The sequence below is a fragment of the Pseudomonas sp. zfem005 genome, assembly GCF_032621735.1.
In the GTDB taxonomy this organism is placed as follows: domain Bacteria; phylum Pseudomonadota; class Gammaproteobacteria; order Pseudomonadales; family Pseudomonadaceae; genus Metapseudomonas; species Metapseudomonas solani.
Window position 1 is genome coordinate 1 of record NZ_JAVYJE010000007.1, and the last position, 26046, is coordinate 26046.

Sequence of the window (26046 nt, forward strand, 5' to 3'; positions counted from 1 at the left end):
TCCTGGCCTGCTGCCTGGCGCGCCTGCTGCTGATCACTGACCCCATGGCCTTGCCCGAGATCGGAGCGCCACGAGCGGCCTGGGAGATGTACCAGCGCACCTGGCGACCCGGGAAACCGCACCCTGATAGCTGGCCCGCGCTCTACCAGCAGGCCGTGGAGGCGGTGCAGTGACCGCTATGCAGGTTCGTCTGCTGGCGTTCGTGGTGGCCGGCGCTATAGCGGCCGCCGCCGGCGCGCTGGTGAACGGCTGGCGCTGGGAGGCGAAACTGGCCTCGGCCAACCAGGTGCACGCCGACGCCCTGGCCGAGATCGACCGCGCCACGGCGAGGAAGCTGCATGCGCAGCAGGAACAGCAGGCGGACCTGCAGCGCCGCCTGGAACTCACCGAGCAACAGCACTACCAGGAGCTGGCACATGCCCAGGAGAACACTGATCGGCTGCGCGCTGATCTCGCTGCTGATCGCCAGCGGCTGCTCGTCAAGGTCCGAAGTCCGGCCAGTTGCAGTGGAGTGCCCACCACCCCCGGCGCCGCCGGCGTGGATGATGGAGCCCGTTACGCCGAACTTCACCCCACGACTGCAGCAGATCTTGCCGCCCTCGCCGGAGATGCCGACCGCTGCGCCGTGAGGCTGAAGGGGCTGCAGGCGTGGGTGATCGAGTTGCGAAAAGAGGGAGAATAGTTGCCCAGAACGGGCGGGGATGGCTGTCTAATTCTAAGTACCGCTATCCCGATTTATGCGGTCTCTAGGAGGCCTATCTCTGGATTTTGAATTAGACAGCCGAACGCGGAAACGCAGATGAATAAAGGCTCTGAGCTCTCAGACCACCATACTGCTGCATCATCGGGGTGTGGTCGGAGAGGTCCTGGGTATCTTTGGCCATCTGTCAGCGCATCTGTCTTGAATGTGGGGCGGCAAGGCGCGTTCGGGAGGAGGAATCCATGCCCGGCCTTGCACGCAAAAGGCGCTAGTGTACGGTATCCCGCTGGCCCGCTTTAACCCCGGAGTGCACATGTCCGATATCGATTCACGGCTGACCGAGCTCGCTGCCCGCCTGGGCGATTCGTTGCGTGGGCTCGGCGCCCAGGCGACCACCGCCGAATCCTGCACCGGGGGAGGTATCGCCGAGGCGATCACTCGCATTCCCGGCAGCTCGGCCTGGTTCGAGGCCGGCTACGTCACTTATTCCAATCGTCAGAAGACTCGGCAACTGGGTGTGCCCGAGGAGCTGTTCGGCCGCGTAGGCGCCGTCAGCCGTGAAGTGGTCGAGGCGATGGCGCAGGGTGCCCGGCTCGCCAGTGGTGCGCGTTTCGCCGTGGCGGTCAGTGGCGTGGCGGGGCCTGATGGTGGCTCGGTGGAGAAGCCGGTGGGCACTGTCTGGCTGGCCTGGGCCGATGGCGATTCCTTGTCTTCGTGTCGTTGCCGCTTCGATGGTGATCGGCAGGCTGTTCGCCAGCAGACGGTCTCCAGGGCCCTGGATGGGCTTATCCGACTAGCTGCAGGAGAAAAAGCGTTCGAGGGGTAGGCGTGGGTCTTGCCCTATGGAATAATACTGGCTACTTATACAGTTGTTGGTGGCCTGTCAGGCCCTCTTGATTAGCGAGGACTTCAATGGACGAGAACAAGAAGCGTGCTTTGTCGGCTGCCCTGGGCCAGATCGAGAAGCAGTTCGGCAAGGGCGCGGTCATGCGCATGGGCGATCATGATCGCCAGGCCATTCCGGCTATTTCCACCGGCTCCCTCGGCCTGGATATCGCTCTCGGCATCGGCGGCCTGCCCAAGGGCCGTATCGTGGAAATCTACGGTCCGGAGTCTTCGGGCAAGACGACCCTCACCCTGTCCGTGATCGCCGAAGCCCAGAAGATGGGCGCCACCTGCGCCTTCGTCGACGCTGAACACGCACTCGACCCGGACTACGCCGGCAAGCTCGGTGTGAACGTCGACGACCTACTGGTTTCCCAGCCGGACACCGGCGAACAGGCCCTGGAAATCACCGACATGCTGGTGCGTTCCAATGCCGTTGACGTGATCATCGTCGACTCCGTCGCGGCCCTCGTGCCCAAGGCCGAGATCGAAGGCGAGATGGGCGACTCCCACGTTGGTCTGCAAGCCCGCCTCATGTCCCAGGCGCTGCGCAAGATCACCGGCAACATCAAGAACGCCAACTGCCTGGTCATCTTCATCAACCAGATCCGTATGAAGATCGGCGTGATGTTCGGTAGCCCGGAAACCACCACCGGTGGTAACGCCCTGAAGTTCTACGCCTCCGTCCGCCTCGACATCCGCCGCATCGGCGCGGTGAAGGAAGGCGAGGAAGTGGTGGGTAGCGAAACCCGCGTCAAGGTCGTGAAGAACAAGGTCGCTCCGCCTTTCCGTCAGGCCGAGTTCCAGATCCTCTACGGCAAGGGCATCTACCGCAACGGCGAGATCATCGATCTGGGCGTACAGCAGGGCATCCTGGAGAAATCCGGCGCCTGGTACAGCTACCAGGGCAACAAGATCGGCCAGGGCAAGGCCAATTCCGCCAAGTACCTGGAAGACAACCCTGAAGTGGGCAAGGCCGTCGAGAAGCTGATTCGCGAGCAACTGCTCAATCGCGATGCGGTCAAGCCTGATGCCGCTTCCGCCAAGGAAGTCGCTGAAACCGAAGCCGACTTCTAATCCCCATGCCCATCGTGCTCGACAGCCCCGCCGCAGTGCGGCGGGCTGCCATGGACCTCCTGGCACGACGCGAGCACGGGCGAGTCGAGTTGACGCGCAAGCTGCGTCAACGCGGCGCCCCTCCTGAGTTGATCGACAGCGCCCTTGACCGCCTTGCGGACGAGGGCCTGCTCGACGAGTCCCGTTACCTGGAAAGCTTCGTGGCCAGCCGAGCCCGTGCAGGCTATGGGCCGCAGCGTATCCGCGAAGATCTCGCCCAGCGTGGCCTGCCTAGGGATGCTATCGAATCCGCCCTGCGTGAGGCGGGCATCGATTGGGGCAGCCATCTGCGTGATGTCTGGCAGCGCAAGTTCGCGGGTGAGCGGCCAAGCGATGCGCGTGAGCGCGCCAAGCAAGGGCGTTACCTCGCCTACCGTGGCTATTCCATGGACATGATCGGCCGCCTGTTGCGCGGCGCTTCACTGGACGACTGAGTTCTCGCCGGCCCTGAGCCATGCGCTGATTGCGCATGGCTGCTGGCCGTTTGGGAGGAGGTAGTCGGATGTCCAGGTCAGCTGGCCCAGTGTTGGCGTTCGTTGATGAAATCGATCAGTTCACGTAGGCGCCCGTGGTCGCGGCCATTGAAGGTGAAGGCCAGGCGGACGAGGTCGCAGAACTCGGGCTCATCCTTTTCCGACTCGCAATACGGGCGCTGTTCGAAGGTGCCTTGCAGGCAGAGGTCGCCGAAGGTTTCGCGGACGGTCGTCAGGGCTGCCTCGTTCAAGCCATGGTTCATGCGAACCAGGAAGCTGCCCTTGAGCCAGCGGCTTGAATGGTAGTTGCCGTAGAAGCGGGCGATTTCGTCGGCGGCCTCTTCGGCACTGCTGACCAGGCGCATCAGCCTCAAGTCGGTGGGCAGGATGTAGCGGTTTTGCGCCAGCTGGCGGTCGAGGAAATCCAGCGCGTCCTTCCAGTAGCTACCGTTGGGCTCATCGAGCAAGACGATCGGCACCAGCGGACTCTTGCCGGTCTGCACCAGGGTGAGCACTTCGAGGGCTTCGTCGAGGGTGCCGAAGCCGCCCGGGCAGAGCACCAGTGCGTCTGCTTCCTTGACGAAGAACAGCTTGCGCACGAAGAAGAAATGGAAGGACAGCAGGTTGTCCGTGCCGTCTACCGTGGCGTTGGCGTGTTGTTCGAAGGGCAGGGTGATGTTCAGCCCCAGGCTGTTCTCCAGGCCCGCACCCTCGTGGGCCGCCGCCATGATGCCGCCACCAGCGCCGGTGATCACCATCAGGTCGAGCTTGGCCAACTCCGCGCCCAGATCCCGGGCCAGGGCGTAGATCGGATGTTCGGCCGGCGTCCGCGCCGAACCGAATACGGTGACCTTGCGGCGACGCTTGAACTGTTCGAGAACGCTGAAGGCATGCTCCATTTCGCGCAGCGTCTGCAGCATGATCTTGGCGTCCCAGCGGTTGCGGTCGGCCTGGGCCATGCGCACCACGGTGATCACCATTTCCCGGTACAGCGCGAGGTTGCGGCTGTCCCCCGGGACCGTAAGGCTGATCAGTTCATCGACCTTCTGGTTGAGGTCGATCCCACTGGTCTGGAAGTGTCTCGACAGGTAGTCGTCCGGTTCGTACGGCATAGTGTTCTCCTTGCTCATCAACTGCATCGCAGTGCGTCGAACATCGAGGCCGTCGCATCGCGCAGAGCGTCATCGATTGTCCGGGCCGCATCCACGCGGGCCGCTGAGCGCTCATTTACAGCTTGCTTCAGCCCCGGGATCTTTTCCAGTTGGCGCCCGCCGATACGCGGAGGATAGGAGGGGGATTGTTTCGTCGTGGCTATCGGTCGCGTTTGTCGGAATCTGTCGGCGCCTCCCTTCAGGGCAGTGGCACCGCTCCAGGCCTCACCTAACCTGCCACTGTAGACACACGAAGTTAAAGGGAGGCCCGGGCAAGCCCGGCTTGCGCGGACCGTGCAGGAATAGGCGGAGGAGGGGCAGGCATGCCAAAGCTGAGTCTGGAGATCGACCTCGAGCTTTATCACATGTTGCAGCAGGCCGCGCGCACCAACGGCCTGAGTCTGGAAGAGGAGTGCCAGCGCAGGCTGGACGGCGGCCTGCGCCGGTCACGTTATATGGAGGCGCTGCTGGCGGAGCTTCGCGCCGACGACGAGCAGCGGCGTGCCGCCAAGGATTGAGCGGCGGAGTTTCAGTTCGCAGGCTGGCTCTTGAGGCCGCAATCGCTGGCAATGAAGCGCTCGCTGCCCACCGGGCGATTGGTCTTGTATTCGCTGAACTCGTAGCGCAGCGCGGCACCGCGGGCCAGCAATTGGCGGTAGCCATTGTTGCGACACACGCTGTTGGCCAGTTGCGCTCGCATGGAGTCCGGGTTGGCGCGCATTTGCGCGGCATGCGCCTCGCGCACGCTCAGGTGGTTCACCAGTTCCGCTCCCGACACGGTGTAACCCTGGTCGAGGATGTCTTCGTTGATCGCCCGCGGCGTGCCGACACTGCTTTCTTCCGCCACCTTTTCCAGCATTTTGGTCAGCTCGAAGTCCTTCAGCGAGGCGGCCTGGGCGGTGAAGGGCAAAGCGAGTGCGAGTGCGAGTACGAGGTGGCGCGGCATGAAAATCTCCAACGGTTGGCAGCCTTTGACCCGAGGTTGGCGCAGGTGTTCAGCGTCACCTTGAAATCGCCCGGCCTCATCGTTGGCGCATCCTGAACAAGCGGGCGAGGCAGATCAAGAGGCAATCGGTCCTTCCCGCAATCTCCCGCCTATCAAGGCTTTCCTCCTGTGCGGCAGCGCGCGGACCTGTCTGCCGTGCCCCGCACGAAATCTCCCTTGAATCAAATTCCAGCGTACCGGTCTGTCGCTTCAGAGGCGGATGGCGATTGGCCAGTTCGCACGGGTTCTATTGCCGTTTTTCGTGAATTTCCCCATGGCGGCGAAATGCTGGCCGCGGCGGGCCTTCGTCGGGAGGTGGCTTCAGGCGGACGGGGCAATCGGTAACAGCGCCATGCGGAGAGGCCCCGGGCCGTTATCCGCCGTGACAGGCGGCGGCATGCCACCCCGCTGCGGATAAGCGAAGCGGCGGTTTTTCGTCGACCAGTCGGTCATCTGTCCTTGGGTGTTACCCCCGTCGCCGACCTTGCGGGTCACCACGACTAAAGGTTGGGGATAGTGCGGGAAACACGAACTGTCACAAAAAACGGACGTCCCCCGGCGTCCAGTGAGGTTGGCCGGCCAAACCCCAGAAACACGTGCGTGCGGGCCAAAGAGGAAAGCTGCGTCAACGGTGCTCCCGAGTGCCGTCTTAAAAAGTTGGGAGTCGAGAACAATGACAATAACTCGTCCTGCCGGCTGGCTTACCGCGTTTTGCGGCGGCAGCCTGGTGCTTACATTCACCCCCCCGGTCCTGGCGTCCGGGTACCACTTCGGTTCGCAATCCGTCTCTGCCCAGGGCACCGCCCATGCCAATGGCGCGGAAGCGGCGGACCCCTCCGTGATTTTCTACAACCCCGCCGGGCTGGCCCGCTTGAAGGGCACCCAGATGACCTCGGGAATGAGCATCCTGATCCCCAAGGGCGAATACGAAGACAAGGGTTCCACCGACCTGTTCGGCAACCCCACCGGCACGGGTGATGGCGATGCCGGTTCCTACCTGCCCGACGCCGCGGCGGCGCCGAACTTTTACTTCTCCAAGGAGATCAACGACAACGTCACCATCGGCATGGGCATCTTCGTGCCCTACGGCGCCAAGCTGGATTACGAGGAGGACTGGAGCGGCCGCTACGGCATCCAGTCGGCGAGCCTGGAGACGGTCAACTTCAACCCCAGCATCGCTTACCGCTTCAACGAGCATCACAGCATCGGCTTCGGCGTCTCGGCCCAGTACATCAAGTCGATCCAGCGTGGCGCGGCGGATGTGAAAGGCGCGTCGAGGCAATTGGCCGGGCAGTTCGTCGCGGCCAACCAGGATGTCACCGAACTGGCGGCGTCGCCTCTCGGGCAGTTCGCGATCCCGCTGCTCTATGGCGTCAACGTGCCCACCGAAATCAGTAGCTGTGACGGGCAGACCGGTGACTCCTTCGTGGACTGTGTGGCGTCCAATTTCTCGGACAACGTCCAGGGCGATGGCTACTTCCGCGCCAAGGGCGATGACTGGGGCTTCGGTTGGAACATCGGCTACCTGTGGGAGCCCACCGAGTTCACTCGCTTCGGTGTCTCCTACCGCTCTCATATCAAGCATACGCTGGAAGGCGAATCGAAATGGAGCTTCGCCGGTGTCCAGGGGGCCGTTCCTTCCCCCACGACAGACCTGAGCGGCGGTATCGATCTCGGGATCATCACCTTGCCGCCGCAGGATGCGCTGGAGCAGGTGCTCGATCCATCCAACTGGATCAACCCCGGCGACTTCGCCGCCAGCCGCCTCCACCCCAACTCCAACGCCAGCACCTCGATCGACACCCCCGAGTCGCTGTCCATCAACGCCTTCCACCAGCTCAACGACAAGGTCGCGCTGATGGCCGACGTCACCTGGACCCGCCACTCGCGGCTGGGCACCATCGGCGTGGGGCTCGACCAGGTCGCCGGCTATCCCTACTTCAACGGCGTCACCGAGGGCGACCTTAACGTCAAGCAGGACTGGAACGACACCTACAAGATCTCCCTGGGGATGAACTACCAGTACAGCGACGACCTGCTGCTGCGTACCGGCGTCGCCTACGACAAGAGCCCGGTCAGCGGCTCCACCACCCGCCACCCGGGCTTCCCCGATGCGGATCGCTACTGGCTGTCCTTCGGCGCCAACTACAAGCTGTTCAAGGACACCTCGGTGGACCTCGCCTACAGCTTCGTGCAGTTCGACACCGGCAAGATGGACTACACCGACAACTGCTCCCCGGCCGGCTGGGTTCCCGGCAGCGGTGGCCCCTATGTCGACAGCGGCGTGCGCTGCACCGGCAACGGCGGCAACTACAAGGGCGAGTACAAGACCCAGATCCACTTCATCGGCCTGGCGCTCAACCACACCTTCTGAGTGCGGGCGCGGACAGAAGGGCGGCTGCGGCCGCCCTTTTCCGTGGAGGCGCAGGTAAACTGCGCGGCATTCCCCCGCCCTTCAGGAGCCCGCCATGCCAGGCCCGGAAACCGCCCTGCCGCTTGCCCAGCAACGCCGCCCCATGCGTGTCGCCACCGTGCAGTGGGCGCTCGGCCAGAGCAGTGAGCTGCCGGCCCTGCTGGATGCCCTGGAACACACAGTGGCGACCCTCGCCGGCTACGGTGTTGACCTGGCGGTGTTCCCCGAGTTCTTCCACGTCAACCTGCTCAAGGGCGCACGTTTCGCCCAGGGCCCTGCGCAGATGCGCAAGCTCGCCGAGTACACCGAGCCGCTGCTGGCCGCGTTCTCACGCCTGGCCCAGCGTTACCGGGTCAATCTGTGCCCGGGCAGCCTGCCGCTGGAAGAGGGTGGGCGCATGCTCAACATGAGCTGGTTGTGCCACCGCGATGGCAGCCGGGATCGCCAGCCCAAGCTGCACATCACCCCCAACGAGCGTGAAGCCTGGTGCCTGGAAGGTGGCAACAGCCTGCAGGTGTTCGACAGCGATGTCGGCCGGGTCGGCATCCTCGTCTGCTACGACGTGGAGTTCCCCGAGCTGCCGCGGCTGCTGCGCGAGCAGGGGCTGGAGATCCTGCTGGTGCCGTTCTGGACCGACACCCGCCACGGCTACCTGCGCGTGCGGCTCTGCGCCCAGGCCCGCGCGGTGGAGAACGAGTGCTACGTCGCCATCGCCGGCGGCGTCGGCCTGCTGCGTGGCGTGGACAACGTCGACACCCAGTACAGCCAGTCGGCGATCTTCAGCCCGGCCGATCTGTCATTCCCGCCCGACGCCGTGCTGGCCCAGGCGGACGCCAATATCGAATCCTTCGCGATCGCCGACCTGGACCTCGCCCGCCTTGCGCAACTGCGCCAGCAGGGTGCCGTGCGCAACGGCCAGGACAGGCGCCACGACCTCTATCAGTTGCACTGGACCGTTACCCGATGAGTCACGCCGTTTCCCGCCTGCGCGCCGAGTGCCTGGCGCGCAGTACCCGCCCCTTCGTCGCCCGTGGCGCCCGTTCGCCACGCTGCCCGGGTTGCCGGGTGATCGCCGAATACTGCTTCTGCGCGCTGCGCCCCCAGGTGGATGTGCGTTCGGGCGTGTGCCTGTTCATGTACTGCTCGGAGCCGATGAAGCCGAGCAACACCGGCTGGCTGATCGCCGACATCGTGGCCGATACGGCCGCATTCGGCTGGTCCCGCACCGAGGTCGACCCGGCGATCATCGCCCTGCTCGACGACCCGCAATGGCAGCCCTACCTGGTGTTCCCGGGTGAGTATGTCGAGCCGCAATCACGGGTGGTCAGCGACGTGCAGGTGGAGGAGGGCAAGCGCCCGCTGTTCATCCTGCTGGACGCCACCTGGAGCGAAGCCCGCAAGATGTTCCGCAAGAGCCCCTACCTGGATCGCTTCCCGGTGCTCAGCCTGCAGCCGGAGCAGATTTCCCGCTATCGCCTGCGCCGCTCCAATCGCGAGGAGCACCTGTGCACCGCCGAAGTGGCGGCGTTGTGCCTGGAACTGGCCGGGGATGAGCGTGCAGCAGGGGCGCTGAACGCCTACCTGGATGTATTCACCGAGCACTACATCGGTGCCAAGCGCGCCCTGCCGCTGGACCTGGCCAGCCCGGCCCACCAGGCACTCAGCCCCTATCTCTGAGAGGCCGCCTCTGGGCTTGCGGCCGCAGCCTGGCGTTGCGGCCACAGCTGCGCGATCAGCATGCCGACGAACATCAGGCCGCAGCCCAGGTAGCCACGGGCATGCAGTGATTCGTCCAGCAACAGGGCACCGGCGATGGCGGCGAACACCGCTTCCAGGGACAGGATGATCGCCGCGTGCGAGGCGATGGCATGTTTTTGCGCCACCACCTGCAGGGTGTAGCCGATGGCTACGGCGATGACGCCACCATAGAGGATCGCCGGGCCGGCCGCGAGGATGGCGTCGAGGCGGATCTCTTCCAGCACCACGGCCAGCACCATGCTGATCACCGCGCAGGTGACGAACTGCAGGATGGCCAGGCGGATCGGGTCATAGCGGCTGGCGAAGAAGCCCACCAGCAACACATGCACGCCCCAGACGAAGGCGCCGCACAGCTGCAGCCAGTCGCCCGAGGCGACCTGGAAGTTCTCACCGACGCTGAGCAGGAACATGCCCGCAACGGCCAGGCCCGCGCCCAGCCAGGTGCCCATGCCGGTGCGGTGGCCCAGCAGCAACCCCAGCAGCGGCACGATGATCACGTATAGCCCGGTGATGAAGCCCGAGTTGGTCACGCTGGTGAACAGCAGGCCCACCTGCTGCAGGTTGATGCCCAGCGACAGGGCCAGGCCCATCAGTACGCCGCCCAGCAGCATGCCCCGGTTCAGTGGCGCTTTCGGTGCCGGGCGTGGCAGCAGGAGTAGCAGCGGTAGCAGCACCAGCGCGCCGAGGGTGAAGCGCAGGCCGGTATAGAGGAAGGGGCCGATGGCATCCATGCCCAGGCGCTGAGCGACGAATGCGGCACCCCAGATGGCGGCGGTGATCAGCATCAGGATATCGGCGCGCAGGGCATGGCTTCGCATGGTGATTCTCGGCGGGCAAAGGCGCAGACTTTGCCGTAAAGATGCCTGCTTGACCACCCCGTTGCGGGTCGGCATGCTGAGCGCCGCTTTACGGCCAACCCGTAAGCAGTTCAGGGCTTGGCAGAGGCGGCACCTCCCCCGTGCCGGGTGTTTCCGACAAGATCGGCAGCATCTCTGGGCCCACAAGAAAAAGGACACGCCCATGGCCGCATACGAAATCCTCATCGCCGACGATCACCCCCTGTTCCGCAGCGCCCTGCACCAGGCGCTGACCCTCGGGCTCGGCCCGGACGTGCGCCTGGTCGAAGCGGCGAGCATCGCCGAGCTCGAATCGCGCCTGGCCGAAAAGGCCGACTGGGACCTGGTCCTGCTGGACCTGAACATGCCCGGCGCTTACGGCTTTTCCGGCCTGGTGCTGCTGCGTGGCCAGTACCCGCAGATTCCGGTGGTGATGATCTCCGCCCAGGAAGAGGCGGCGGTCGTGGTCCGCTCCCGTGAGTTCGGTGCCAGCGGCTTCATCCCCAAATCCAGCCCCCTGGAAGTGATTCAAAGCGCCGTGCGCGCGGTGCTCGATGGCGATGCCTGGTGGCCGCCGCAGGTCGAGGAGAATGTCGCGGTGTCGGCCGAGGCCAAGGCTGCCAGCGCCGGCCTCGCCAGCCTGACGCCGCAGCAGTTCCGCGTGCTGACCATGGTCTGCGAAGGACTGCTGAACAAGCAGATCGCCTTCGAGCTCAGCGTTTCCGAGGCGACGGTCAAGGCCCACGTCACGGCGATCTTCCGCAAGCTCGGCGTGCGCACCCGCACCCAGGCGGCGCTGCTGTTGCAACAGATGGAATCGATTCCGTCGGCCTGAGCCGGCGGTTTTCACGCAAATTTGATTCGTCGCGGGTTAGCCTGCGGCCTCCTTCCCTAGCAGTCCCTCAATCTATGTCATCGCCATTCAAGGGCCAGACCGGCCTCAAGCGTATCCTCAATGCCGCCGGCTACTCCCTGGACGGCATGCGTGCCGCCTTCACCGGTGAAGCCGCGTTCCGCCAGCTGGTGCTGCTCAACGTGGTGTTGATCCCCATCGCCTTCTTCCTCGACGTCAGCCGTGGCGAGCGTGCGCTGATGATCGCCGCCTGCTTGCTGGCGCTGATCGTCGAGTTGCTCAATTCGGCGGTGGAGGCGGCCATCGACCGCATCTCCCTGGATCGCCACCCGCTGTCGAAGAACGCCAAGGACATGGGCAGCGCGGCCCAGTTCGTCGCCCTGAGCCTGATCACCGCCGTCTGGGCCACCATCCTCCTGGGTTGATCAGGCGATCGGTGGCAGCACGATCTCGTCGCTGCGCCGTACGCCCGCCGTCAGCTCGCGGCACTGGTCGAGGAACTCGCGCATCGCTGCCGTCTGGTACTTCTGCTTGTGCCAGATGAAGTAGAACTGCCGGCGCAGGTCGATGCCCGGCGTCTCCAGCGCCACCAGGCTGCCGCGGCGGAAGGCGTCGCGCAGCGCCAGGCGCGAGATGCAGCTGATGCCCAGCCCCGACTCCACGGCCCGCTTGATGGCTTCGGTGTGCTCCAGCTCCAGGCGGATGTTCAGCGGCGTAGGGTGGTGGCGCATGGCCTGGTCGAAGGTCAGGCGCGTGCCCGAACCCTGCTCGCGGAGAATCCACGCCTCGCGGCTGAGCTCGTCCAGCGAGGCCTGGCCGCGAACCGCCAGCGGATGCCCGGGCGCACAGAACACCACCAGTTCGTCTTCCACCCAGGGCAACACTTCGATATCCGGGTGCTGGCAATCGCCTTCGATTAGACCCAGATCAAGTTCGTAGTGGGCGATCTGCTGGACGATATTCATCGTGTTCTGCACATGCAGGCTCACCTGGCACTCGGGGTGGCGCTGCATGAAGCTGCCGATCAGCAGGGTCGCCAGGTAGTTGCCCACGGTGAGCGTGGCGCCGACGGACAGGGAGCCGAAGCCGCTCTTGCCGTTGAGCAGGTCTTCGATCTCCCGCGCCTGGTCCAGCAGCCCCACCGCCTGGGGCAGCAACTGGTGGCCCAGGGCGTTGAGGCTGAGGCGCTTGCCGACGCGGTCGAACAGCTGGCAGCCGGATTGGCGCTCCAGCTCGGTCAGCGAGGTGCTGGCGGCAGACTGTGACAGCGACAGTGATTCGGCGGCCCGGGAGACGCTGCCTTGCTGGGCGACGCTGACGAATACCTGCAATTGACGGAGAGTGAATCGCATATCGATATAACCGATAACCTATATCTTGATAATCCAGTTAACAGATATTGTGGCTATCAATACAATGTCGCGCAATTGCGCCCCGCGTGGCGCTGGCGACATCCCAATTTTCGGAGCCCCCGTAAATGAGCAACATGAACTCCGAGCGCGTCCTCAGCGTTCACCACTGGAACGACACGCTGTTCAGCTTCAAGTGCACCCGTGACCCGGGCCTGCGCTTCGAGAACGGCCAGTTCGTCATGATCGGTCTGCAGCAGCCCAACGGCCGCCCGCTGATGCGCGCCTATTCCATTGCCAGCCCGAACTGGGAAGAGCACCTGGAGTTCTTCAGCATCAAGGTGCCGGACGGTCCGCTGACCTCCCAGCTGCAGCACCTGAAGGAAGGCGACGAGATCATCATCAGCAAGAAGCCCACCGGCACGCTGGTACTCGATGACCTCAACCCCGGCAAGCACCTGTACCTGCTCAGCACCGGCACCGGTCTCGCGCCCTTCATGAGCGTGATCCAGGACCCGGAAACCTACGAGCGCTTCGAGAAGGTCATCCTGGTCCACGGCGTGCGCTACGTGAACGAAGTCGCCTACCGCGAGTTCATCACCGAGCACCTGCCGCAGAACGAGTTCTTCGGCGAGGCGCTGCGTGACAAGCTGATCTACTACCCCACCGTCACCCGCGAGCCCTTCGAGAACCAGGGCCGCCTGACCGACCTGATGCGCAGCGGCAAGCTGTTCGCTGACATCGGCCTGCCGCCGATCAACCCGCAGGACGACCGCGCGATGATCTGTGGCAGCCCGAGCATGCTCGACGAGACCAGCCAGGTGCTCGACAGCTTCGGCCTGAAGATCTCCGCGCGCATGCGTGAGCCGGGCGATTACCTGATCGAGCGTGCATTCGTCGAGAAGTAAGCGTTCCCCGCGCCATGAGAAAGCCCGCTGATCAGCGGGCTTTTTCGTTTCTGTGTTTCGTCGATGGCAGGCGACAGGGGCTCAGATCGGCGAGCCGAAGCGCTGGCCCGAAATCGCCGGGTGGTAGATCGGCTGGATCTTGTTCCCCGCCGGGTCCAGCACGTGGAAGCTGTGGGCGCCGTCGCCATGGGCGAAGGGGCGGTCGAGCAGGGTCACGCCGCTGGCCTTGAGGTAGTCGTACCAGGCCCGCAGCTCGTCCAGGCTGTCCACCACGAAGCCGTAGTGATCCACCGCCTGCATGCCGCTGCTGGGCACGTCGGAACGGCCCAGGGAGAGGTTGTCGTTACCGCAGGTGAGGTAGACCAGGTCTTCGTTGGCGCGGTTGAGCACTTGCATGCCGAGGATGTCCACGTAGAAACGTTCGCACTCCTCCAGGTTGGGCACCACGATCGCCAGGTGGCGAAGACCGTTGAGGCGGCTCGGACGGACAGGCATGAGCGGGATTCCTTTTTTGTATACAATTTTCACTGAATATAAAACAAAAGGACTCCAACGTGTATTGCCTTCTGCTCAAGACCCAGCTCAAGCCCGGCAGCCTCGATGCCTTCATGGACGCCATGCGCGTCAACGCCGCCGCTTCCGTGCGCGACGAGCCCGGTTGCCTGGTGTTCGACGTATTGCGTGATCGCCGCGACCCCGACCTGGTGTGGCTCTACGAGGTCTACACCGACGAAGCGGCCTTCGAGGCGCACATGGAAACGCCGCATTTCCTCGCCAGCCGCCCGCTGGTGAGCCCGCTGATCGTCCAGCAGGACGTCATCGAGGCGGATGTGCTGGCGCTCAACGCGGCGCGTTAGTTGATCGAGGGGAGGGTGGCCATTCAGGCCGAAGGGCTGATTTCCAGTACGCGGATCAGCCCCGGGCGCGGGTAGTGCCAGCGTACGTCCAGGTCCCAGAGGCGCGCACCGTAGCGGCGCTCCGGCTCCGGCTGCTGGTAGGCCGGGCGCGGGTCCTGGGCCAGGCACTGCTCGACCAGTTCCACCAGCGGCTCGCCCAGGCGCAGGGCGTGCTCGCGGGCCTGGGCCAGCGCTGCCTCTTCCCACTCCACCGGAATCGGCTCCGGCGCCGCCTCGGCGATGCGGTTGGTGGCGCCGTCCTGGCGGTCGACATAGGGCACGTAGGGCTTGATATCGAGCACCGGGGTGCCGTCCAGCAGGTCGATGCCGGAGAGCCAGAGTCGCCCGTGCTCGACCTTGTCCAGCTTCACCACCGACTGGCCGATGCCGTTGGGCCTGTGGGTCGAGCGCGTGGCGAACACCCCGAGCGAACGATTGCCGCCGAGGCGAGGCGGGCGCACCTTCAGACGCGGCTTGTCTTCCAGTGCCTGGTGGAAGAGGAACAGCAACCAGACGTGGCTGACTTCCTCCAGCCCCTGCACCGCATCGCCGCTGTCGAAGGGCGGCAGCAGTTCCAGCACGCCACGGGCGGCGGGCGCCAGGTGCGGCTGGCGGGGGATGGCGAATTTTTCCTTGAAGCAGGAATGGACGATGCCCACGGGCGAGACGGAGTACTGCATGACGGGTGGGCTCAGCGGCTGCGAATCGGGGCGTCGAGGGGCACACGGCAGCCCGCGTCGCGATAGGGGCCGCTGTGGCGCAGCCAGCCTTCGCCGGGTTGTACCTGGGCGCAGCTGTAGTGGCCGTCCAGCTTGCTCTGCCAGAGGTAGAACGGGGCCGGCGCGGCGAAGGCCGGGGCGGCGAGGGCGAGCGAAAGGAGCAGGGACAGCAGGCGCATGGTGCGGAAATCCGGGGCGGTGGCGCGGCTACCCTAGCGCCCCGGCCCGGCCTTGCGCAAGCCGCCGTTGCCCGGCGGCCCGCACAGTGTCATCAGAGGTGGAAGCCACCGTCGATGGGGATGATGTTGCCGGTCATGTAGGCGCCGGCGGTGCTGGCCAGGCTCAGGGCCAGGGCGGACATTTCTTCCTCTCGGCCCCAGCGCTTCATGGGAATGTGCGCCACGTCGGTGGCCAGGGCCTCGCTGTCGTTGGCGATGAACTGGGTCATCTTGCTGGGGAAGCGGCCGGGGGCGATCACGTTGACGTTGATGTGGTCGGCCACCAGCTCCTTGGCCAGCATGCGCGAGAGCTGGTGCAGTGCCGCCTTGCTCGGGCCGTATGCGTAGGCTTGCTCGCCGAGGGAGCTGATACCCGCCACCGAGCCGATGTTGATCACCCGCGCCGGGCTCTCGGCATTGCCGGCCTTGCGCAGCAGCGGCAGCAGTTGCTGGATGCAGCTGAATACCGAGGTGACGTTGAGCTGCATGACCTTTTCCCAGCCTTTCACCGGGTAGCTTTCCAGGGGCGCGCCCCAGGTGGTGCCAGCGTTGTTGACCAGGATGTCGAGGTGCTCGATGCGCCCGGCCAGCTCGTTGGCCAGGGCCTTGGCGCCTTCTTCGCTGGAGAGGTCGGCCGCCAGGCCGATGCACTCGCCGTAGGTGGACAGCTCGGCGGCGGTCTCGGCGCAGGCGTCGGCATTGCGGGCACAGATGAACACGCGGGCGCCGGCTTCGAGGAAGCCCTGGGCGATCATCCTGCCGATGCCGCGGGTGCCGCCGGTCACCAGGGCGGTGCGGCCCTGGAGGCTGAAGTAGTGGTGCATGGAAACCTCGTCGCTGATCGGGTGAGGTCCATACCCTAGCCCGGCGCCACCGGTCGCGGCGGCATTATCGAGGCGCGGAATGCGCCGCCATTCCGCCGCTGCGCTTCAGCCGGCTTCCTGCGCTGCGGCCAGCTCCGCGTCCTTGGCCCTGGCCTTCTGCACGGCGGGGCGGGCGAGGAAGCGATCGACGTAGGCGCGGAACACGGGCCGCTCGGGGATCAGGCCGTAGGCCATGGTCCAGTTCAGTGCAGTACCCCAGAGCACGTCGGCGGCGCTGAAGTCATCCCCCAGGACCCAGGTGCGCCCTTGCAGGTGGTTGGCAAAGGTATCGAGCACGGTGGCGAAATCGCCGTAGGGCGAGCGGGAGGGTTCTACGGGCGCGCGTTGCAGCGCGTGGTCCACCACCGCCGGTTCGAAGCAGGTACCGGAGAACACCATCCAGCGCAGGAAGGTGCCGCGTTGCGGGCTTTCCAGCGAGGGCGTGAGCCCGGCGTCGGCATAGAGGTCGGCGAGGTAGAGGTACACCGCGACCTGCTCGGTGACGATGGTTTCGCCGTGGCGAATGGCCGGGACCTTGCCCATGGGGTTGATGGCCAGGTACGCGGGCTGGCGCTGCTCGCCCTTGTGCATGTTCATCAGGTGCAGGTCGTAGTCGGCACCCAGTTCCTCCAGCAGGGTGAGGATGCCGGAGGAGCGGGTGTGCGGGCAGTGGAACAGGGTGATGTGGCGGTTCATCTCTACTCCTACTCGAGCGATCAATAGAGGTGGGCGTAGCCGTACTGCGGGCCGATGCCCAGGCTCGGCTTCATGCCCAGTTCGATGATATGCACCTGCACGTCGGTGAAGGTCTGCTTGAAGGCGTTGATGCTATGGGGCACGCAGGTACCGCAGCAGTCGATCTCGCTGACCAGGGTGACGTCGGTGAGGTGGCCGATGAAGCCCGGGCGGCCGTGGATGTAGTTGATCAGCCGAGGCTCGGTATGGAACTGGCCCATGCCGCCGCAGGCGAAGGTACGGATATTGGTCGCCACGTCGGGCACGAACTCCACGCCCCATTCGTGCACCAGCTTGTTCAGGGCCGTCTTGCTGAAGGAGCTCATGGCCGAGAAGGAGAACAGGTTCAGCGGCGGGGCGTTGTTGAAGGTGCAGTGGGCGATGCACAGGTTGTGCGCTTCGGGGTTGAAGTTCGAGAGCTTCTGGTTCTTCTCGAAGGACTCGTTGACGGCGTAGCGCAGGGTGGCGATTAGCTCGTGGGCGTCCTGGTGGTTCATGGCGGGCATGGAGGGGTCTTCCTTGGTCGAGAGCTTCCTGTATAGGCGAGTCTCGCCGCGGCGCAAGGTCGAACCGACAACGGGTGCCGGCCAATGCCAACCGCATCCCACCCTAGCCCGGGATTCAGCTCCGGGGCTGATCGGCACCCATAAAAAAGCCCCGCATCGGCGGGGCTTCTTCATGGCTCAGGGCGTACTTAGACGCGCTCGGCCCAGAGGTCGTACTCGTCGGCATCGACCACGCGCACCATCACCTTGTCGCCCGGCTTCAGGTCGGTGCTGTCGATGAACACGCTGCCGTCGATCTCCGGGGCGTCGGCGAAGGAGCGGCCAACCGCGCCTTGCTCGTCCACTTCGTCGATCAGCACTTCGATTTCCTTGCCGATCTTCAGCTGCAGGCGCTCGGCGGAGATCGCCTGCTGGTGCGCCATGAAGCGATCCCAGCGGTCTTGCTTGACGTCGTCCGGCACCGGCTCCAGGTTCATGTCGTTGGCCGGGGCGCCGTCCACCGGGGAGTACTGGAAGCAGCCGACGCGGTCCAGCTGGGCTTCGCTCAGCCAGTCCAGCAGGTACTGGAAGTCTTCCTCGGTCTCGCCGGGGAAGCCGACGATGAAGGTGGAGCGGATGGTCAGCTCGGGGCAGATCTCGCGCCACTTCTTGATGCGGGCCAGGGTCTTGTCCTCGAAGGCCGGGCGCTTCATGGCCTTGAGCACTTTCGGGCTGGCGTGCTGGAAGGGGATGTCCAGGTAGGGCAGCAGCTTGCCGGCGGCCATCAGCGGGATCACGTCATCGACGTTCGGGTAGGGGTACACGTAGTGCAGGCGCACCCACACGCCCATGCTCGACAGCGCCTGGCACAGCTCCAGCATGCGGGTCTTCACCGGCTGGCCATTCCAGAAGTCGGTCTTGTACTTCATATCGACGCCATACGCGCTGGTGTCCTGGGAGATCACCAGCAGCTCCTTCACGCCGGCTTTTACCAGGCGCTCGGCTTCGCTCAGCACATCACCCACCGGGCGGCTGACCAGCTTGCCGCGCATGGAGGGAATGATGCAGAAGCTGCAGGTGTGGTTGCAGCCCTCGGAAATCTTCAGGTACGCGTAGTGGCGCGGGGTCAGCTTGATGCCCTGCGGCGGCACCAGGTCGATCAGCGGGTTGTGCTCGGTCTTCGGCGGGATCACCTCGTGCACCGCGTTGACCACCTGCTCGTACTGCTGCGGGCCGGTAACGGCCAGCACGCTGGGGTGCACGTCGCGGATGCTGTCTTCGGCCACGCCCATGCAGCCGGTGACGATGACCTTGCCGTTCTCGGCGATGGCTTCACCGATCACGTCCAGGGATTCGGCCTTGGCGCTGTCGATGAAGCCGCAGGTGTTGACCACCACGACGTCGGCATCCTGGTAGGTCGGGACGATTTCGTACCCTTCCATGCGCAGCTGGGTGAGGATGCGTTCGGAATCGACCGTGGCTTTGGGGCAACCAAGGGAGACGAAACCGACTTTGGGCGTTGCGGTGGACATTGGCGGCTAACCTCGAAGGGCACCTCGTTGGGTGCCTCTGATCAAAAAGTGCGCAATTCTAGCGGCAGCCCGCGCGCTTGACCAGCCTCTTCGGGACAAGCTGTCACAGGGCGTGGCAAGGCGCGTGAAGCCCGGTAATTGTAGGCGGCAGGCTCTATAGTCAGTCAGTGCGAACTTGTCCGACGCTTGCGTCGACGAATGGGTCGGAGCAGGATGCGCGGAATTTTTCTGAGGAATCTTGTTACATGTCCGATGCAAGCGCTGGCGCCGTTGAGCATGAACAGCCCCATTCCAGCTCCGCGATCGGCCTGATGGTCGGCGCCGTGGGTGTCTGCTACGGCGATATCGGTACCAGCCCGCTGTACACCCTGAAGGAAGTCTTCATCGGCGGTTATGGCGTGCAGGCCAACCACGACGGCGTGCTCGGCGTGCTCTCGCTGATCTTCTGGTCGCTGATCTGGGTGGTGTCGATCAAGTACGTGATCTTCGTCCTGCGTGCCGACAACCAGGGCGAGGGCGGGGTCATGGCCTTGTCCGCGCTGGCCCGCCGCGCCGCTGCCGGGCGTCAACGCCTGCAGGCGATGGTGGTGATCGCCGGCCTGATCGGCGCCGCGCTGTTCTACGGCGACAGCATGATCACCCCGGCCATTTCGGTGCTTTCCGCCATCGAGGGCCTGGAGATCGCCTTCGATGGGCTGGAGCACTGGGTGGTACCCCTGTCGCTGATCGTGCTCGTTGGCCTGTTCCTGATCCAGAAGCACGGCACCACACGCATCGGCATCCTCTTCGGGCCGGTGATGGTTGCCTGGTTCCTCGCCCTCGCGGCCCTAGGCATCTACGGCGTGTCGCAAGAGCCGGAAGTGCTCAAGGCGATGAGCCCGATCTGGGCGATCAACTTCTTCATCTCCCACCCGGGCATCGGCGTCGCCATCCTCGGTGCCACCGTGCTGGCGCTGACCGGCGCCGAGGCGCTGTACGCTGACATGGGCCACTTCGGCCGCAAGCCCATTGCCCGTGCCTGGTTCGCCCTGGTGCTGCCGGCGCTGGTGCTGAACTACTTCGGCCAGGGCGCGACCATCCTGGTCAACCCCGAGGCTGCGCGTAACCCCTTCTACCTGACGGCCCCGGGCTGGGCGTTGCTGCCGATGGTGGCGCTGTCCACCGCCGCCACCGTGATCGCCTCCCAGGCGGTGATCTCCGGCGCCTTCTCCCTGACCCGCCAGGCCATCCAGCTCGGTTATGTGCCGCGCATGTTCATCCAGCACACCTCCAGCCACGAGCAGGGGCAGATCTACATCCCGGCGGTGAACTGGGCGCTGATGGTCGGCGTGGTGCTGCTGGTGCTGGGCTTCGAATCCTCCGCCGCCCTGGCCTCGGCCTACGGCGTGGCGGTGACCGGCACTATGTTGATGACCACCCTGCTGATGGGCGTGGTGATCTGGTTACTGTGGAAATGGCCGCTGTGGCTGGCCATCCCCTTCTTCCTGCTGATGCTGCTGGTGGATATCCTGTTCTTCGCCGCCAACCTGCCCAAGGTCATCCAGGGCGGTGCCTTCCCGGTGATCGCCGGTATCGCCCTGTTCATCCTCATGACCACCTGGAAGCGTGGCCGCCAGTTGCTGGTGGATCGCCTCGATGAAGGCTCGCTACCGCTGCCGTTGTTCATCGCCAGCATCCGCTCGCAGCCGCCGCACCGCGTGCAGGGGACTGCCGTGTTCCTCACCGCGCGTTCCGACGCCGTGCCCCACGCGTTGTTGCACAACCTGCTGCACAACCAGGTGCTGCACGAGCAGGTGGTGTTGCTCACCGTGGTCAACGAAGACAGCCCGCGCGTGGCGCCGGAGCGGCGCTTCGAGGTGGACGCCTATGGCGAGGGCTTCTTCCGCGTGGTGCTGCACTTCGGCTTCATCGAAGACCCGGACATCCCCCAGGCGCTGAAGCTGTGCCACCTCAACGAGCTGGACTTCAGCCCGATGCGCACCACCTACTTCCTCAGCCGCGAGACGGTGATCCCCTCCAAGCTGATCGGCATGGCGATCTGGCGCGAGGCGTTGTTCGCCTTCCTGCTGAAGAACGCCAACGGCAACCTGCGCTACTTCAACCTGCCGCTCAACCGCGTGATCGAACTCGGTACGCAGGTGGAGATCTAGTCGGCGACGGGGTTCGCCATAACGAAAAAGCCCGGGCATGGCCCGGGCTTTTTCATGGGGTGTCGATCAGTCGCGGCCGGGCAGCATGCGCCGCACGGTGTCGTCCTTGCTGATGAAGTGGTGGAACAGCGCGGCCACCGCGTGCAGGCCGATCAGCCAGTAACCGAGGACGGCCACGGTCTCGTGCACTTCCTTGATCTGGCCGGCGAGGTCGGGGTTCTTGTCGATCAGCGGCGGCAGCTCCAGGCCGAAGAAGGGGATCGGCTTGCCGGCGGCGCTGAGGATCAGCCAGCCAGCGAACGGCAGGCCCAGCATCAGGCCGTACAGCGCCAGGTGCGCCAGCTTCGCCAAAGCGTTCTGCCAGGCCGGCGGGTTCGGGGTGATCGGCGGAGTGGGGGAGAGAAAGCGTGCGGCGATGCGCACGAATACCAGTGCAAATACCGAAAGGCCCAGCATGAAGTGCCATTGCTTGAGCAGTTCGCGGGTCTCGCTGCCTTTGGGGAAGTTGCCCTTCAGCTCGATGGTGGCGTAGACGGCGGCGATCAGCAGCAGCATCAGCCAGTGCAGGGCGATGGAAAGTTTCCCGTAGCGGGAGGTCTGGGTGGTCATCACGGCTCCTTGTTGTCCCGCATCGTGGCGGCGGGCTTGTCCTCAGTTTAGCGGCCGTGGCTTAAGTGAAAATGAAGCAGATCAAACGTCGCGCCACACGCCACACGCCACCTGGCGGGTGGCGTGCAGGTGGCGTCATGGGGCAGGCTGGCGCTTGGCGATGGCGGCGACCAGGCGTTCCGCCAGCGCTGGGTAGTTCTCGTCGTAGTGGTGGCCGCCGGGCAGCGCCAGCACTTCACCTGGGGCGCCGGGCTGGGTACAGCCGCTCTCGCTGGCCTCTTCCTTGCCATAGACGCAAAGCACCTTCTCGGCCGGCAGCTTGATCAGTTCCGGGCCGGTGGGCGCTTCCTGGCCGGCCTTGCCGAGCCAGCCCTGCACCTCGATCTCGAAGCTGCCGCTGCGCGCCAGGGCCAGCAGGAGGATGGCGTCCACCTGCTGCTGGTCGGCCTTGGGCAGGCGGTTGTAGAAGGCCGGCAATACATCGGCGCCGAAGGAGTAGCCGGCCAGTACGAAGCGCTGGGCGCCCCATTTCTCGCGGTACTGCTTCATCAGCCGGCTGAGGTCGGCGGCGCCCTGTTCGGGGCTTTTGTGCTGCCAGAAGTAGCGCAGCGCATCGATGCCGACCACCGAGTGGTCGCGCTTGGCCATTTCCTCGGCCACGGCGCGGTCCAGGTCACGCCAGCCGCCGTCGCCCGAATAGAACAGGGTGACGGTGGAGGAGGGCTTGGCGGCGGGCACCTCGACCACCGGCATCGGTGTGCCTTCGCCTTGAAGCAGGGCGCGCAACTGCTCGTTGAGCAGCTGGGGCAGGGTGGTGTCGTAGTCGCTGATGCTGGTGTCGGCGTTGGCCTGGTCCCGGGCGAAGGCGGCACTGGGATCGTCCGGGTTGTCGTTCCAGGCGATGCTCCAGTGGCCGTGGGGGGCGGTCTTGGGCAGCGGGGTCGGGCAGTCGGCGTGTTCCAGGCTGAAGTCGATGGACAGGGCGCGTGCCTCGTCCTTGTCCTGACCGGCCAGCCAACGCCAGGCGAAGGCGGCGCCCGGGCCTATGCCCGCCACCAGGGTGGGCTCGCCCTGGAGCAGGTCACGGGCCTGCTGCAGCAGGTGCTGCTGGGCGTCGCAATCATTGGCCGGCAGAGCCAGTTGCACGATGCGGGCGGCGCTGTCGTGAGCCAGGGCCAAGAGCTCGGCTTCCTTCAGTTGCTGCTCGGCATCCACCAGCACCAGCACCCGCGCCTTGGCATCCGCTGGTGGGGTCGCCAGGGTGGCGGGGCTGCCGTCCGCCAGCTGCTTCTGTTCGACCCGTGCCTGGGGCGCGGGGCGGCTCCAGAGCGCCAGGCCGACGCCGATGGCGAGAAGGATGACGACCAGCAGGATGCGCTGCCATTTATGTTTGAGCATGGTTCCCTCAGCGTTTGACCAGTCCGGTGAAGCCGCCGGCGATAAGCGCGGCGGTATCGGCCAGCGCCACTAGCGGGTCGAGGCCGGCGGGCACTGCCATGTAGCGTGGCTCCCACTCGGGCTGGAACTTGTCCTTGAAGCGGCGAAGGCCCTGGAAGTTGTAGAACTGCTCGCCACGGCGGAACACCAGGGCGCCCAGGCGCTGGGTCAGCGGCGCACCACGGCGCGGCTGCAGGCCGGCCAGGGGCACCATGCCCAGACTGAAGCGTTCATGCCCGCGCTCCTTGAAGTGCAGCAGCAGGTTGAGCATGAGGAATTCCATGGTCAGCTTGGGTGCTTCGGGGTGCACGCGCATCAGGTCCAGGCTGGCCAGGTCGCTGCTGCTGGTCTCCAGCAGGTTGGCGAAGGCCATGGCCTTGCCTTCGAAGGAAACCACCGCAATGCGGAAGTGCTTGAGGTAGTCCGGGTCGAAGCGGCCCAGGGAGAAGCCCTTCTCGCGCACCTGCTTGCCCTGCATCCAGGCTTCGGAGATGGCTTGCAGCGTCTCCAGGGGCGCCAGCCCGGCGTCGAATATCTCCATCGACAGGCCGTCACGCTGGCCCCGGCTGAGGGTGTAGCGCAGATCCTTCATGGCCTTGTTCTTGGCTTCCAGGTCGAAGCGGCGCAAGTCGACCCGCGCCTCTTCGCCGAGCTTCAGGGCGCTGAGGCCGATATCCATGTAGTAGGGCAGGTTCTCCGCACGCACCTGGTAGAACACCGGGCGCGCGTGGTGCACGTCGCAGAGGTCGCGGAACTGCCAGATCAGCTCGGCGCGGTGGTTGGCCTTGCCGATGGGGTCGAACAGCGCCACCAGGCTGCGGCCGCGACGGGCGAACATCAGGAAGGCGTCTTCCTCGGGGTGGAACAGCAGCGCCTTGTCGCCGGTCAGCACCAGGCCGCCGTCGGGCTGGCCGGATGCCTTGACGATCTCGCTGGCCTTGAGCAGTTCTTCCTCGGTGGGCTCGTGGATCACCAGGGGGATCGGTCGCAGCAGCCAGATCAGTGCCAGGCCGGCCAGCAACAGGCCGCTGCCCAGGGTCGCGCGCAGGGTGCGCGGGGCGTCGGCGTCCACGGCGAACTGCCAGAACAACTCATGGCTATAGGGCACGTCCTGGTAGGCGAAGAACATCAGCCACAGCGACGCCGCCAGCACGCAGGCGCTGGCGCCCAGGTTGACCGGCGAGAAGGGCATCTCCAGCAGGCGGCTGGGGCGGTAGAAGGCGTTGCGGAACATCGCCAGGAGGATGGCGGTGAGCACCAGCAGGCTGGCCTCTTCCCAATCGAAGCCCTTGAGCATCGACAGGCCGGCACCGGCCAGTAGCAGGATCACCGTCAACGCCCAGGCCGCCGACAGGCGCCGGCGCAGGCCGTGGGCCAGCAGCAGGCAGAGTACGCCCACCAGGCTGGCGGCCAGGTGCGAGGCGTCGATCAGGCGATGGGGGATCAGGAAGCTCAGGTGCTCCAGGCGGGTGTCGATGGCCGGGGTGGCGCCGGAGAACAGCAGCACCACGCCGGAGAGGAACACCATCAACGACAGCACCGGCGCGGCCAGGCCGGAGGCGGCGCGTACCGCCTGGCGCCCGGCGGGCAGGAAGCGCTGCGCCTCGTTGGCCAGCAGCAGCAGGCAGGCGAGGATCAGCGGCAGGCCCACATAGATGAGGCGGTAGAGCAGCAGCGCGGCGGCCAGGGGCGCGGCACCGAGCTGGCCGGCAAAGGCTGCCAGCAGTACGGCCTCGAACACACCGACGCCGCCCGGCACGTGGCTGAGCACGCCGGCGGCCAGGGCCAGCAGGTAGACCAGCAGGAAGGCACCCAGGGGCGGTGCTTCCGGCAGCAGTACATAGAGCACGGCGGCGGCAGCGCAGACATCGATCAGGGTGATCAACAACTGCAACGCCGACAGCTGCAGGCCCGGCAGGCGCAGGGTGCGATGGCCGATGCGGATGTTCACGCAGCCCGGGGTCGGTGCCACCGGCTCGCGCAGGCGCGACAGCCAGAGCACGGCGATGACGGTGGCCGCGATCACCGCGCTGGCGATGATCGCCACCAGGGTGGTGGAAATGCGCAGGGCCTGGGCGGCGGCCGGCAGGTCGCTCAGCGCGGCCACGGCGGCCAGGGGCGGCAGGGCGCTGCCCAGGGCCAGGCTGGCGAACAGGGTGATGCGGGCGATATCCCCAGTGCCGACGTTGTCGCGGCTATACAGGCGGTAGCGCACCGAGCCGCCGGTGATCACCGACAGGCCGATGGCGTTGCCGATGCCGGTGGCGCAGAAGCTGCCCAGGGCCATGCGCGGGAAGGGCAGCTTGACCCCGGCGAAGCGGCAGCCGGACCACTCGTAGCCCATCAGCGCGACGAAGCCGATCGCGGTGGCGCCGATGGCCATCAGCAGGCTGGTGCCGGGAACGTCCCGCACCGCCGTACGCAGCGCATCGGGGTCGAGCTCGCGCAGCAGGTGCCAGCAGGCGACCAGGCCGATGGTGAACAGCAGAAGGGTAAAGGCCAGCCCGATGGGCTGTCGGTAGGCGCTTATGCGGTCGAGCCAGCGCAGTTGCGCAGGTTCGTCCTGCAGGGTGGGATCTTCGGGGAGCGGGTTTTCAGCGGTGGAGTTGGCGCGCATCGAGCACCTCATGCAATGTGCGCCACAGGATGTGGGCAGCGCGGGCAAGTTCCAAGCCCCGTCATGCAATATTTTCCATGGCTCATGGCCTGACCGAGGGAGGAGCGGCTATAGCCTAAGAAAAGACGCCCAAACGAAAAAGGCCACTCTTTCGAGTGGCCTTTCCGTATTTGGTTGCGGGAGCTGGATTTGAACCAACGACCTTCGGGTTATGAGCCCGACGAGCTACCAGACTGCTCCATCCCGCGTCTGTGGGTCGGCATTCTAGCGATTTAATTCACCCTGTCAACGCCTGACTCAGAAAAAAATGTTTTTTCTTCAGATGCTTAGCGTGGACCGCGCGGTCAGGTACCCGTGC

27 protein-coding genes and 1 tRNA gene are annotated in these 26046 nt (G+C 65.3%); 13 read left to right on the forward strand and 15 right to left on the reverse strand.

Annotated features, from left to right (window positions below; all coding sequences use genetic code 11):
* Positions 1 to 178 precede the first annotated feature (178 nt).
* The 4 genes from RTW82_RS16030 (at position 179) to recX (ending at position 3135) form a co-directional block, all read left to right on the forward strand.
* A complete protein-coding gene (locus tag RTW82_RS16030; protein ID WP_316925702.1) occupies positions 179 to 682 on the forward strand; it encodes a lysis system i-spanin subunit Rz in 504 nt (167 codons plus the stop codon).
* Positions 683 to 1013: 331 nt separating this feature from the next.
* Positions 1014 to 1526, forward strand: a complete 513-nt coding sequence (locus RTW82_RS16035; RefSeq protein WP_316925703.1) for a CinA family protein — start codon at positions 1014 to 1016, stop codon at positions 1524 to 1526.
* A gap of 86 nt (positions 1527 to 1612) precedes the next feature.
* Positions 1613 to 2662: a recombinase RecA gene (recA, locus tag RTW82_RS16040; RefSeq protein WP_021222513.1), complete on the forward strand. Its 1050-nt coding sequence runs from the start codon at positions 1613 to 1615 to the stop codon at positions 2660 to 2662.
* A 5-nt stretch (positions 2663 to 2667) separates the two neighbouring features.
* On the forward strand, positions 2668 to 3135 hold the full coding sequence (recX, locus tag RTW82_RS16045; protein WP_043243629.1) for a recombination regulator RecX: 468 nt from the start codon (positions 2668 to 2670) through the stop codon (positions 3133 to 3135).
* Between the two features lie 77 nt (positions 3136 to 3212).
* On the opposite strand, the gene RTW82_RS16050 is transcribed toward recX, so the two are convergent.
* Positions 3213 to 4286, reverse strand: coding sequence for a TIGR00730 family Rossman fold protein (locus tag RTW82_RS16050; protein ID WP_043243627.1), 1074 nt, complete (start codon positions 4284 to 4286; stop codon positions 3213 to 3215).
* Positions 4287 to 4648: 362 nt separating this feature from the next.
* Here RTW82_RS16050 and RTW82_RS16055 point away from each other — a divergent pair, with 362 nt between their 5' ends.
* Positions 4649 to 4843: a hypothetical protein gene (locus RTW82_RS16055; RefSeq protein WP_316925704.1), complete on the forward strand. Its 195-nt coding sequence runs from the start codon at positions 4649 to 4651 to the stop codon at positions 4841 to 4843.
* A gap of 11 nt (positions 4844 to 4854) precedes the next feature.
* On the opposite strand, the gene RTW82_RS16060 is transcribed toward RTW82_RS16055, so the two are convergent.
* A complete protein-coding gene (locus tag RTW82_RS16060; protein WP_021222517.1) occupies positions 4855 to 5271 on the reverse strand; it encodes a quorum-sensing-regulated virulence factor family protein in 417 nt (138 codons plus the stop codon).
* Positions 5272 to 5983: 712 nt separating this feature from the next.
* Here RTW82_RS16060 and RTW82_RS16065 point away from each other — a divergent pair.
* The 3 genes from RTW82_RS16065 (at position 5984) to RTW82_RS16075 (ending at position 9400) form a co-directional block, all read left to right on the forward strand.
* Positions 5984 to 7684 carry an OmpP1/FadL family transporter gene (locus RTW82_RS16065; RefSeq protein WP_316925705.1) on the forward strand — a complete coding sequence of 567 codons (1701 nt, stop codon included), beginning with the start codon at positions 5984 to 5986 and terminating at the stop codon, positions 7682 to 7684.
* A 94-nt stretch (positions 7685 to 7778) separates the two neighbouring features.
* Positions 7779 to 8690 (forward strand): carbon-nitrogen hydrolase family protein, encoded by a 912-nt coding sequence (locus RTW82_RS16070; protein WP_316925706.1) that lies wholly within the window; start codon positions 7779 to 7781, stop codon positions 8688 to 8690.
* On the forward strand, positions 8687 to 9400 hold the full coding sequence (locus RTW82_RS16075) for a tRNA-uridine aminocarboxypropyltransferase (RefSeq protein WP_021222520.1): 714 nt from the start codon (positions 8687 to 8689) through the stop codon (positions 9398 to 9400). The genes RTW82_RS16070 and RTW82_RS16075 overlap by 4 nt, the downstream gene beginning before the upstream one ends.
* On the opposite strand, the gene RTW82_RS16080 is transcribed toward RTW82_RS16075, so the two are convergent.
* Positions 9391 to 10374, reverse strand: a complete 984-nt coding sequence (locus RTW82_RS16080; RefSeq protein WP_410478811.1) for a DMT family transporter — start codon at positions 10372 to 10374, stop codon at positions 9391 to 9393. The two genes, RTW82_RS16075 and RTW82_RS16080, sit on opposite strands and share 10 nt — an antisense overlap.
* Positions 10375 to 10501: 127 nt before the next feature.
* On the opposite strand from RTW82_RS16080, the gene erdR reads away from it, so the two are divergent.
* Both erdR and RTW82_RS16090 read left to right on the forward strand, forming a co-directional pair.
* Positions 10502 to 11152 (forward strand): response regulator transcription factor ErdR, encoded by a 651-nt coding sequence (gene erdR, locus RTW82_RS16085; protein ID WP_021222522.1) that lies wholly within the window; start codon positions 10502 to 10504, stop codon positions 11150 to 11152.
* 74 nt (positions 11153 to 11226) lie between these two features.
* The gene (locus RTW82_RS16090; RefSeq protein WP_021222523.1) at positions 11227 to 11595 is read left to right on the forward strand and encodes a diacylglycerol kinase; all 369 of its coding nucleotides are present in this window, start codon (positions 11227 to 11229) and stop codon (positions 11593 to 11595) included.
* On the opposite strand, the gene RTW82_RS16095 is transcribed toward RTW82_RS16090, so the two are convergent.
* Positions 11596 to 12522: a LysR family transcriptional regulator gene (locus RTW82_RS16095; RefSeq protein WP_043243618.1), complete on the reverse strand. Its 927-nt coding sequence runs from the start codon at positions 12520 to 12522 to the stop codon at positions 11596 to 11598.
* A gap of 125 nt (positions 12523 to 12647) precedes the next feature.
* Here RTW82_RS16095 and fpr point away from each other — a divergent pair, with 125 nt between their 5' ends.
* A complete protein-coding gene (gene fpr / locus RTW82_RS16100) occupies positions 12648 to 13427 on the forward strand; it encodes a ferredoxin-NADP reductase (protein ID WP_021222525.1) in 780 nt (259 codons plus the stop codon).
* Positions 13428 to 13508: 81 nt separating this feature from the next.
* On the opposite strand, the gene RTW82_RS16105 is transcribed toward fpr, so the two are convergent.
* Positions 13509 to 13922, reverse strand: coding sequence for a VOC family protein (locus RTW82_RS16105; protein WP_021222526.1), 414 nt, complete (start codon positions 13920 to 13922; stop codon positions 13509 to 13511).
* 59 nt (positions 13923 to 13981) lie between these two features.
* On the opposite strand from RTW82_RS16105, the gene RTW82_RS16110 reads away from it, so the two are divergent.
* A complete protein-coding gene (locus RTW82_RS16110; RefSeq protein ID WP_316925708.1) occupies positions 13982 to 14284 on the forward strand; it encodes a putative quinol monooxygenase in 303 nt (100 codons plus the stop codon).
* 23 nt (positions 14285 to 14307) lie between these two features.
* Here the strand turns inward: RTW82_RS16110 and tsaA are convergent, their stop codons facing one another.
* The 6 genes from tsaA to rimO form a co-directional block, all read right to left on the reverse strand.
* Positions 14308 to 15003: a tRNA (N6-threonylcarbamoyladenosine(37)-N6)-methyltransferase TrmO gene (gene tsaA, locus RTW82_RS16115; protein WP_316925709.1), complete on the reverse strand. Its 696-nt coding sequence runs from the start codon at positions 15001 to 15003 to the stop codon at positions 14308 to 14310.
* Positions 15004 to 15014: 11 nt separating this feature from the next.
* Positions 15015 to 15221: a hypothetical protein gene (locus tag RTW82_RS16120; protein WP_021222529.1), complete on the reverse strand. Its 207-nt coding sequence runs from the start codon at positions 15219 to 15221 to the stop codon at positions 15015 to 15017.
* 92 nt (positions 15222 to 15313) lie between these two features.
* Positions 15314 to 16084 carry a RhlG family 3-oxoacyl-ACP reductase gene (locus tag RTW82_RS16125; RefSeq protein ID WP_316925710.1) on the reverse strand — a complete coding sequence of 257 codons (771 nt, stop codon included), beginning with the start codon at positions 16082 to 16084 and terminating at the stop codon, positions 15314 to 15316.
* 105 nt (positions 16085 to 16189) lie between these two features.
* The gene (locus RTW82_RS16130) at positions 16190 to 16819 is read right to left on the reverse strand and encodes a glutathione S-transferase family protein (protein WP_043243615.1); all 630 of its coding nucleotides are present in this window, start codon (positions 16817 to 16819) and stop codon (positions 16190 to 16192) included.
* 20 nt (positions 16820 to 16839) lie between these two features.
* Positions 16840 to 17364 carry a hypothetical protein gene (locus RTW82_RS16135; RefSeq protein ID WP_021222532.1) on the reverse strand — a complete coding sequence of 175 codons (525 nt, stop codon included), beginning with the start codon at positions 17362 to 17364 and terminating at the stop codon, positions 16840 to 16842.
* 188 nt (positions 17365 to 17552) lie between these two features.
* Positions 17553 to 18875, reverse strand: coding sequence for a 30S ribosomal protein S12 methylthiotransferase RimO (gene rimO / locus RTW82_RS16140; RefSeq protein WP_184487700.1), 1323 nt, complete (start codon positions 18873 to 18875; stop codon positions 17553 to 17555).
* A 245-nt stretch (positions 18876 to 19120) separates the two neighbouring features.
* On the opposite strand from rimO, the gene RTW82_RS16145 reads away from it, so the two are divergent.
* Positions 19121 to 21025 carry a potassium transporter Kup gene (locus RTW82_RS16145; protein ID WP_316925711.1) on the forward strand — a complete coding sequence of 635 codons (1905 nt, stop codon included), beginning with the start codon at positions 19121 to 19123 and terminating at the stop codon, positions 21023 to 21025.
* A gap of 66 nt (positions 21026 to 21091) precedes the next feature.
* On the opposite strand, the gene RTW82_RS16150 is transcribed toward RTW82_RS16145, so the two are convergent.
* The 4 genes from RTW82_RS16150 to RTW82_RS16165 all read right to left on the reverse strand — a co-directional run bounded on the left by RTW82_RS16150 (position 21092) and on the right by RTW82_RS16165 (position 25936).
* Positions 21092 to 21634 (reverse strand): cytochrome b, encoded by a 543-nt coding sequence (locus RTW82_RS16150; protein WP_184487702.1) that lies wholly within the window; start codon positions 21632 to 21634, stop codon positions 21092 to 21094.
* Between the two features lie 135 nt (positions 21635 to 21769).
* On the reverse strand, positions 21770 to 23032 hold the full coding sequence (locus RTW82_RS16155) for a virulence factor family protein (protein ID WP_316925712.1): 1263 nt from the start codon (positions 23030 to 23032) through the stop codon (positions 21770 to 21772).
* A gap of 7 nt (positions 23033 to 23039) precedes the next feature.
* Positions 23040 to 25688 (reverse strand): bifunctional lysylphosphatidylglycerol flippase/synthetase MprF, encoded by a 2649-nt coding sequence (gene mprF / locus RTW82_RS16160; protein WP_316925713.1) that lies wholly within the window; start codon positions 25686 to 25688, stop codon positions 23040 to 23042.
* A 171-nt stretch (positions 25689 to 25859) separates the two neighbouring features.
* Positions 25860 to 25936, reverse strand: a tRNA-Met gene (locus RTW82_RS16165).
* Positions 25937 to 26046: the final 110 nt, after the last annotated feature.

Bases quoted from the DNA above. Each gene is read 5' to 3' on its own strand.
- RTW82_RS16145 (WP_316925711.1), top strand. From the start codon at position 19,121: ATGTCCGATGCAAGCGCTGGCGCCGTTGAGCATGAACAGCCCCATTCC.
- RTW82_RS16105 (WP_021222526.1), bottom strand. From the start codon at position 13,922: ATGCCTGTCCGTCCGAGCCGCCTCAACGGTCTTCGCCACCTGGCGATC.
- RTW82_RS16095 (WP_043243618.1), bottom strand. From the start codon at position 12,522: ATGCGATTCACTCTCCGTCAATTGCAGGTATTCGTCAGCGTCGCCCAG.
- RTW82_RS16130 (WP_043243615.1), bottom strand. From the start codon at position 16,819: ATGAACCGCCACATCACCCTGTTCCACTGCCCGCACACCCGCTCCTCC.
- mprF (WP_316925713.1), bottom strand. From the start codon at position 25,688: ATGCGCGCCAACTCCACCGCTGAAAACCCGCTCCCCGAAGATCCCACC.
- RTW82_RS16060 (WP_021222517.1), bottom strand. From the start codon at position 5,271: ATGCCGCGCCACCTCGTACTCGCACTCGCACTCGCTTTGCCCTTCACC.
- RTW82_RS16155 (WP_316925712.1), bottom strand. From the start codon at position 23,032: ATGCTCAAACATAAATGGCAGCGCATCCTGCTGGTCGTCATCCTTCTC.
- RTW82_RS16070 (WP_316925706.1), top strand. From the start codon at position 7,779: ATGCCAGGCCCGGAAACCGCCCTGCCGCTTGCCCAGCAACGCCGCCCC.
- RTW82_RS16035 (WP_316925703.1), top strand. From the start codon at position 1,014: ATGTCCGATATCGATTCACGGCTGACCGAGCTCGCTGCCCGCCTGGGC.
- fpr (WP_021222525.1), top strand. From the start codon at position 12,648: ATGAGCAACATGAACTCCGAGCGCGTCCTCAGCGTTCACCACTGGAAC.
- RTW82_RS16080 (WP_410478811.1), bottom strand. From the start codon at position 10,374: ATGCCGACCCGCAACGGGGTGGTCAAGCAGGCATCTTTACGGCAAAGT.
- RTW82_RS16150 (WP_184487702.1), bottom strand. From the start codon at position 21,634: ATGACCACCCAGACCTCCCGCTACGGGAAACTTTCCATCGCCCTGCAC.
- RTW82_RS16075 (WP_021222520.1), top strand. From the start codon at position 8,687: ATGAGTCACGCCGTTTCCCGCCTGCGCGCCGAGTGCCTGGCGCGCAGT.
- RTW82_RS16090 (WP_021222523.1), top strand. From the start codon at position 11,227: ATGTCATCGCCATTCAAGGGCCAGACCGGCCTCAAGCGTATCCTCAAT.
- rimO (WP_184487700.1), bottom strand. From the start codon at position 18,875: ATGTCCACCGCAACGCCCAAAGTCGGTTTCGTCTCCCTTGGTTGCCCC.
- RTW82_RS16055 (WP_316925704.1), top strand. From the start codon at position 4,649: ATGCCAAAGCTGAGTCTGGAGATCGACCTCGAGCTTTATCACATGTTG.
- RTW82_RS16065 (WP_316925705.1), top strand. From the start codon at position 5,984: ATGACAATAACTCGTCCTGCCGGCTGGCTTACCGCGTTTTGCGGCGGC.
- RTW82_RS16030 (WP_316925702.1), top strand. From the start codon at position 179: ATGCAGGTTCGTCTGCTGGCGTTCGTGGTGGCCGGCGCTATAGCGGCC.
- RTW82_RS16135 (WP_021222532.1), bottom strand. From the start codon at position 17,364: ATGCCCGCCATGAACCACCAGGACGCCCACGAGCTAATCGCCACCCTG.
- RTW82_RS16050 (WP_043243627.1), bottom strand. From the start codon at position 4,286: ATGCCGTACGAACCGGACGACTACCTGTCGAGACACTTCCAGACCAGT.
- erdR (WP_021222522.1), top strand. From the start codon at position 10,502: ATGGCCGCATACGAAATCCTCATCGCCGACGATCACCCCCTGTTCCGC.
- RTW82_RS16125 (WP_316925710.1), bottom strand. From the start codon at position 16,084: ATGCACCACTACTTCAGCCTCCAGGGCCGCACCGCCCTGGTGACCGGC.
- RTW82_RS16120 (WP_021222529.1), bottom strand. From the start codon at position 15,221: ATGCGCCTGCTGTCCCTGCTCCTTTCGCTCGCCCTCGCCGCCCCGGCC.
- tsaA (WP_316925709.1), bottom strand. From the start codon at position 15,003: ATGCAGTACTCCGTCTCGCCCGTGGGCATCGTCCATTCCTGCTTCAAG.
- recX (WP_043243629.1), top strand. From the start codon at position 2,668: ATGCCCATCGTGCTCGACAGCCCCGCCGCAGTGCGGCGGGCTGCCATG.
- recA (WP_021222513.1), top strand. From the start codon at position 1,613: ATGGACGAGAACAAGAAGCGTGCTTTGTCGGCTGCCCTGGGCCAGATC.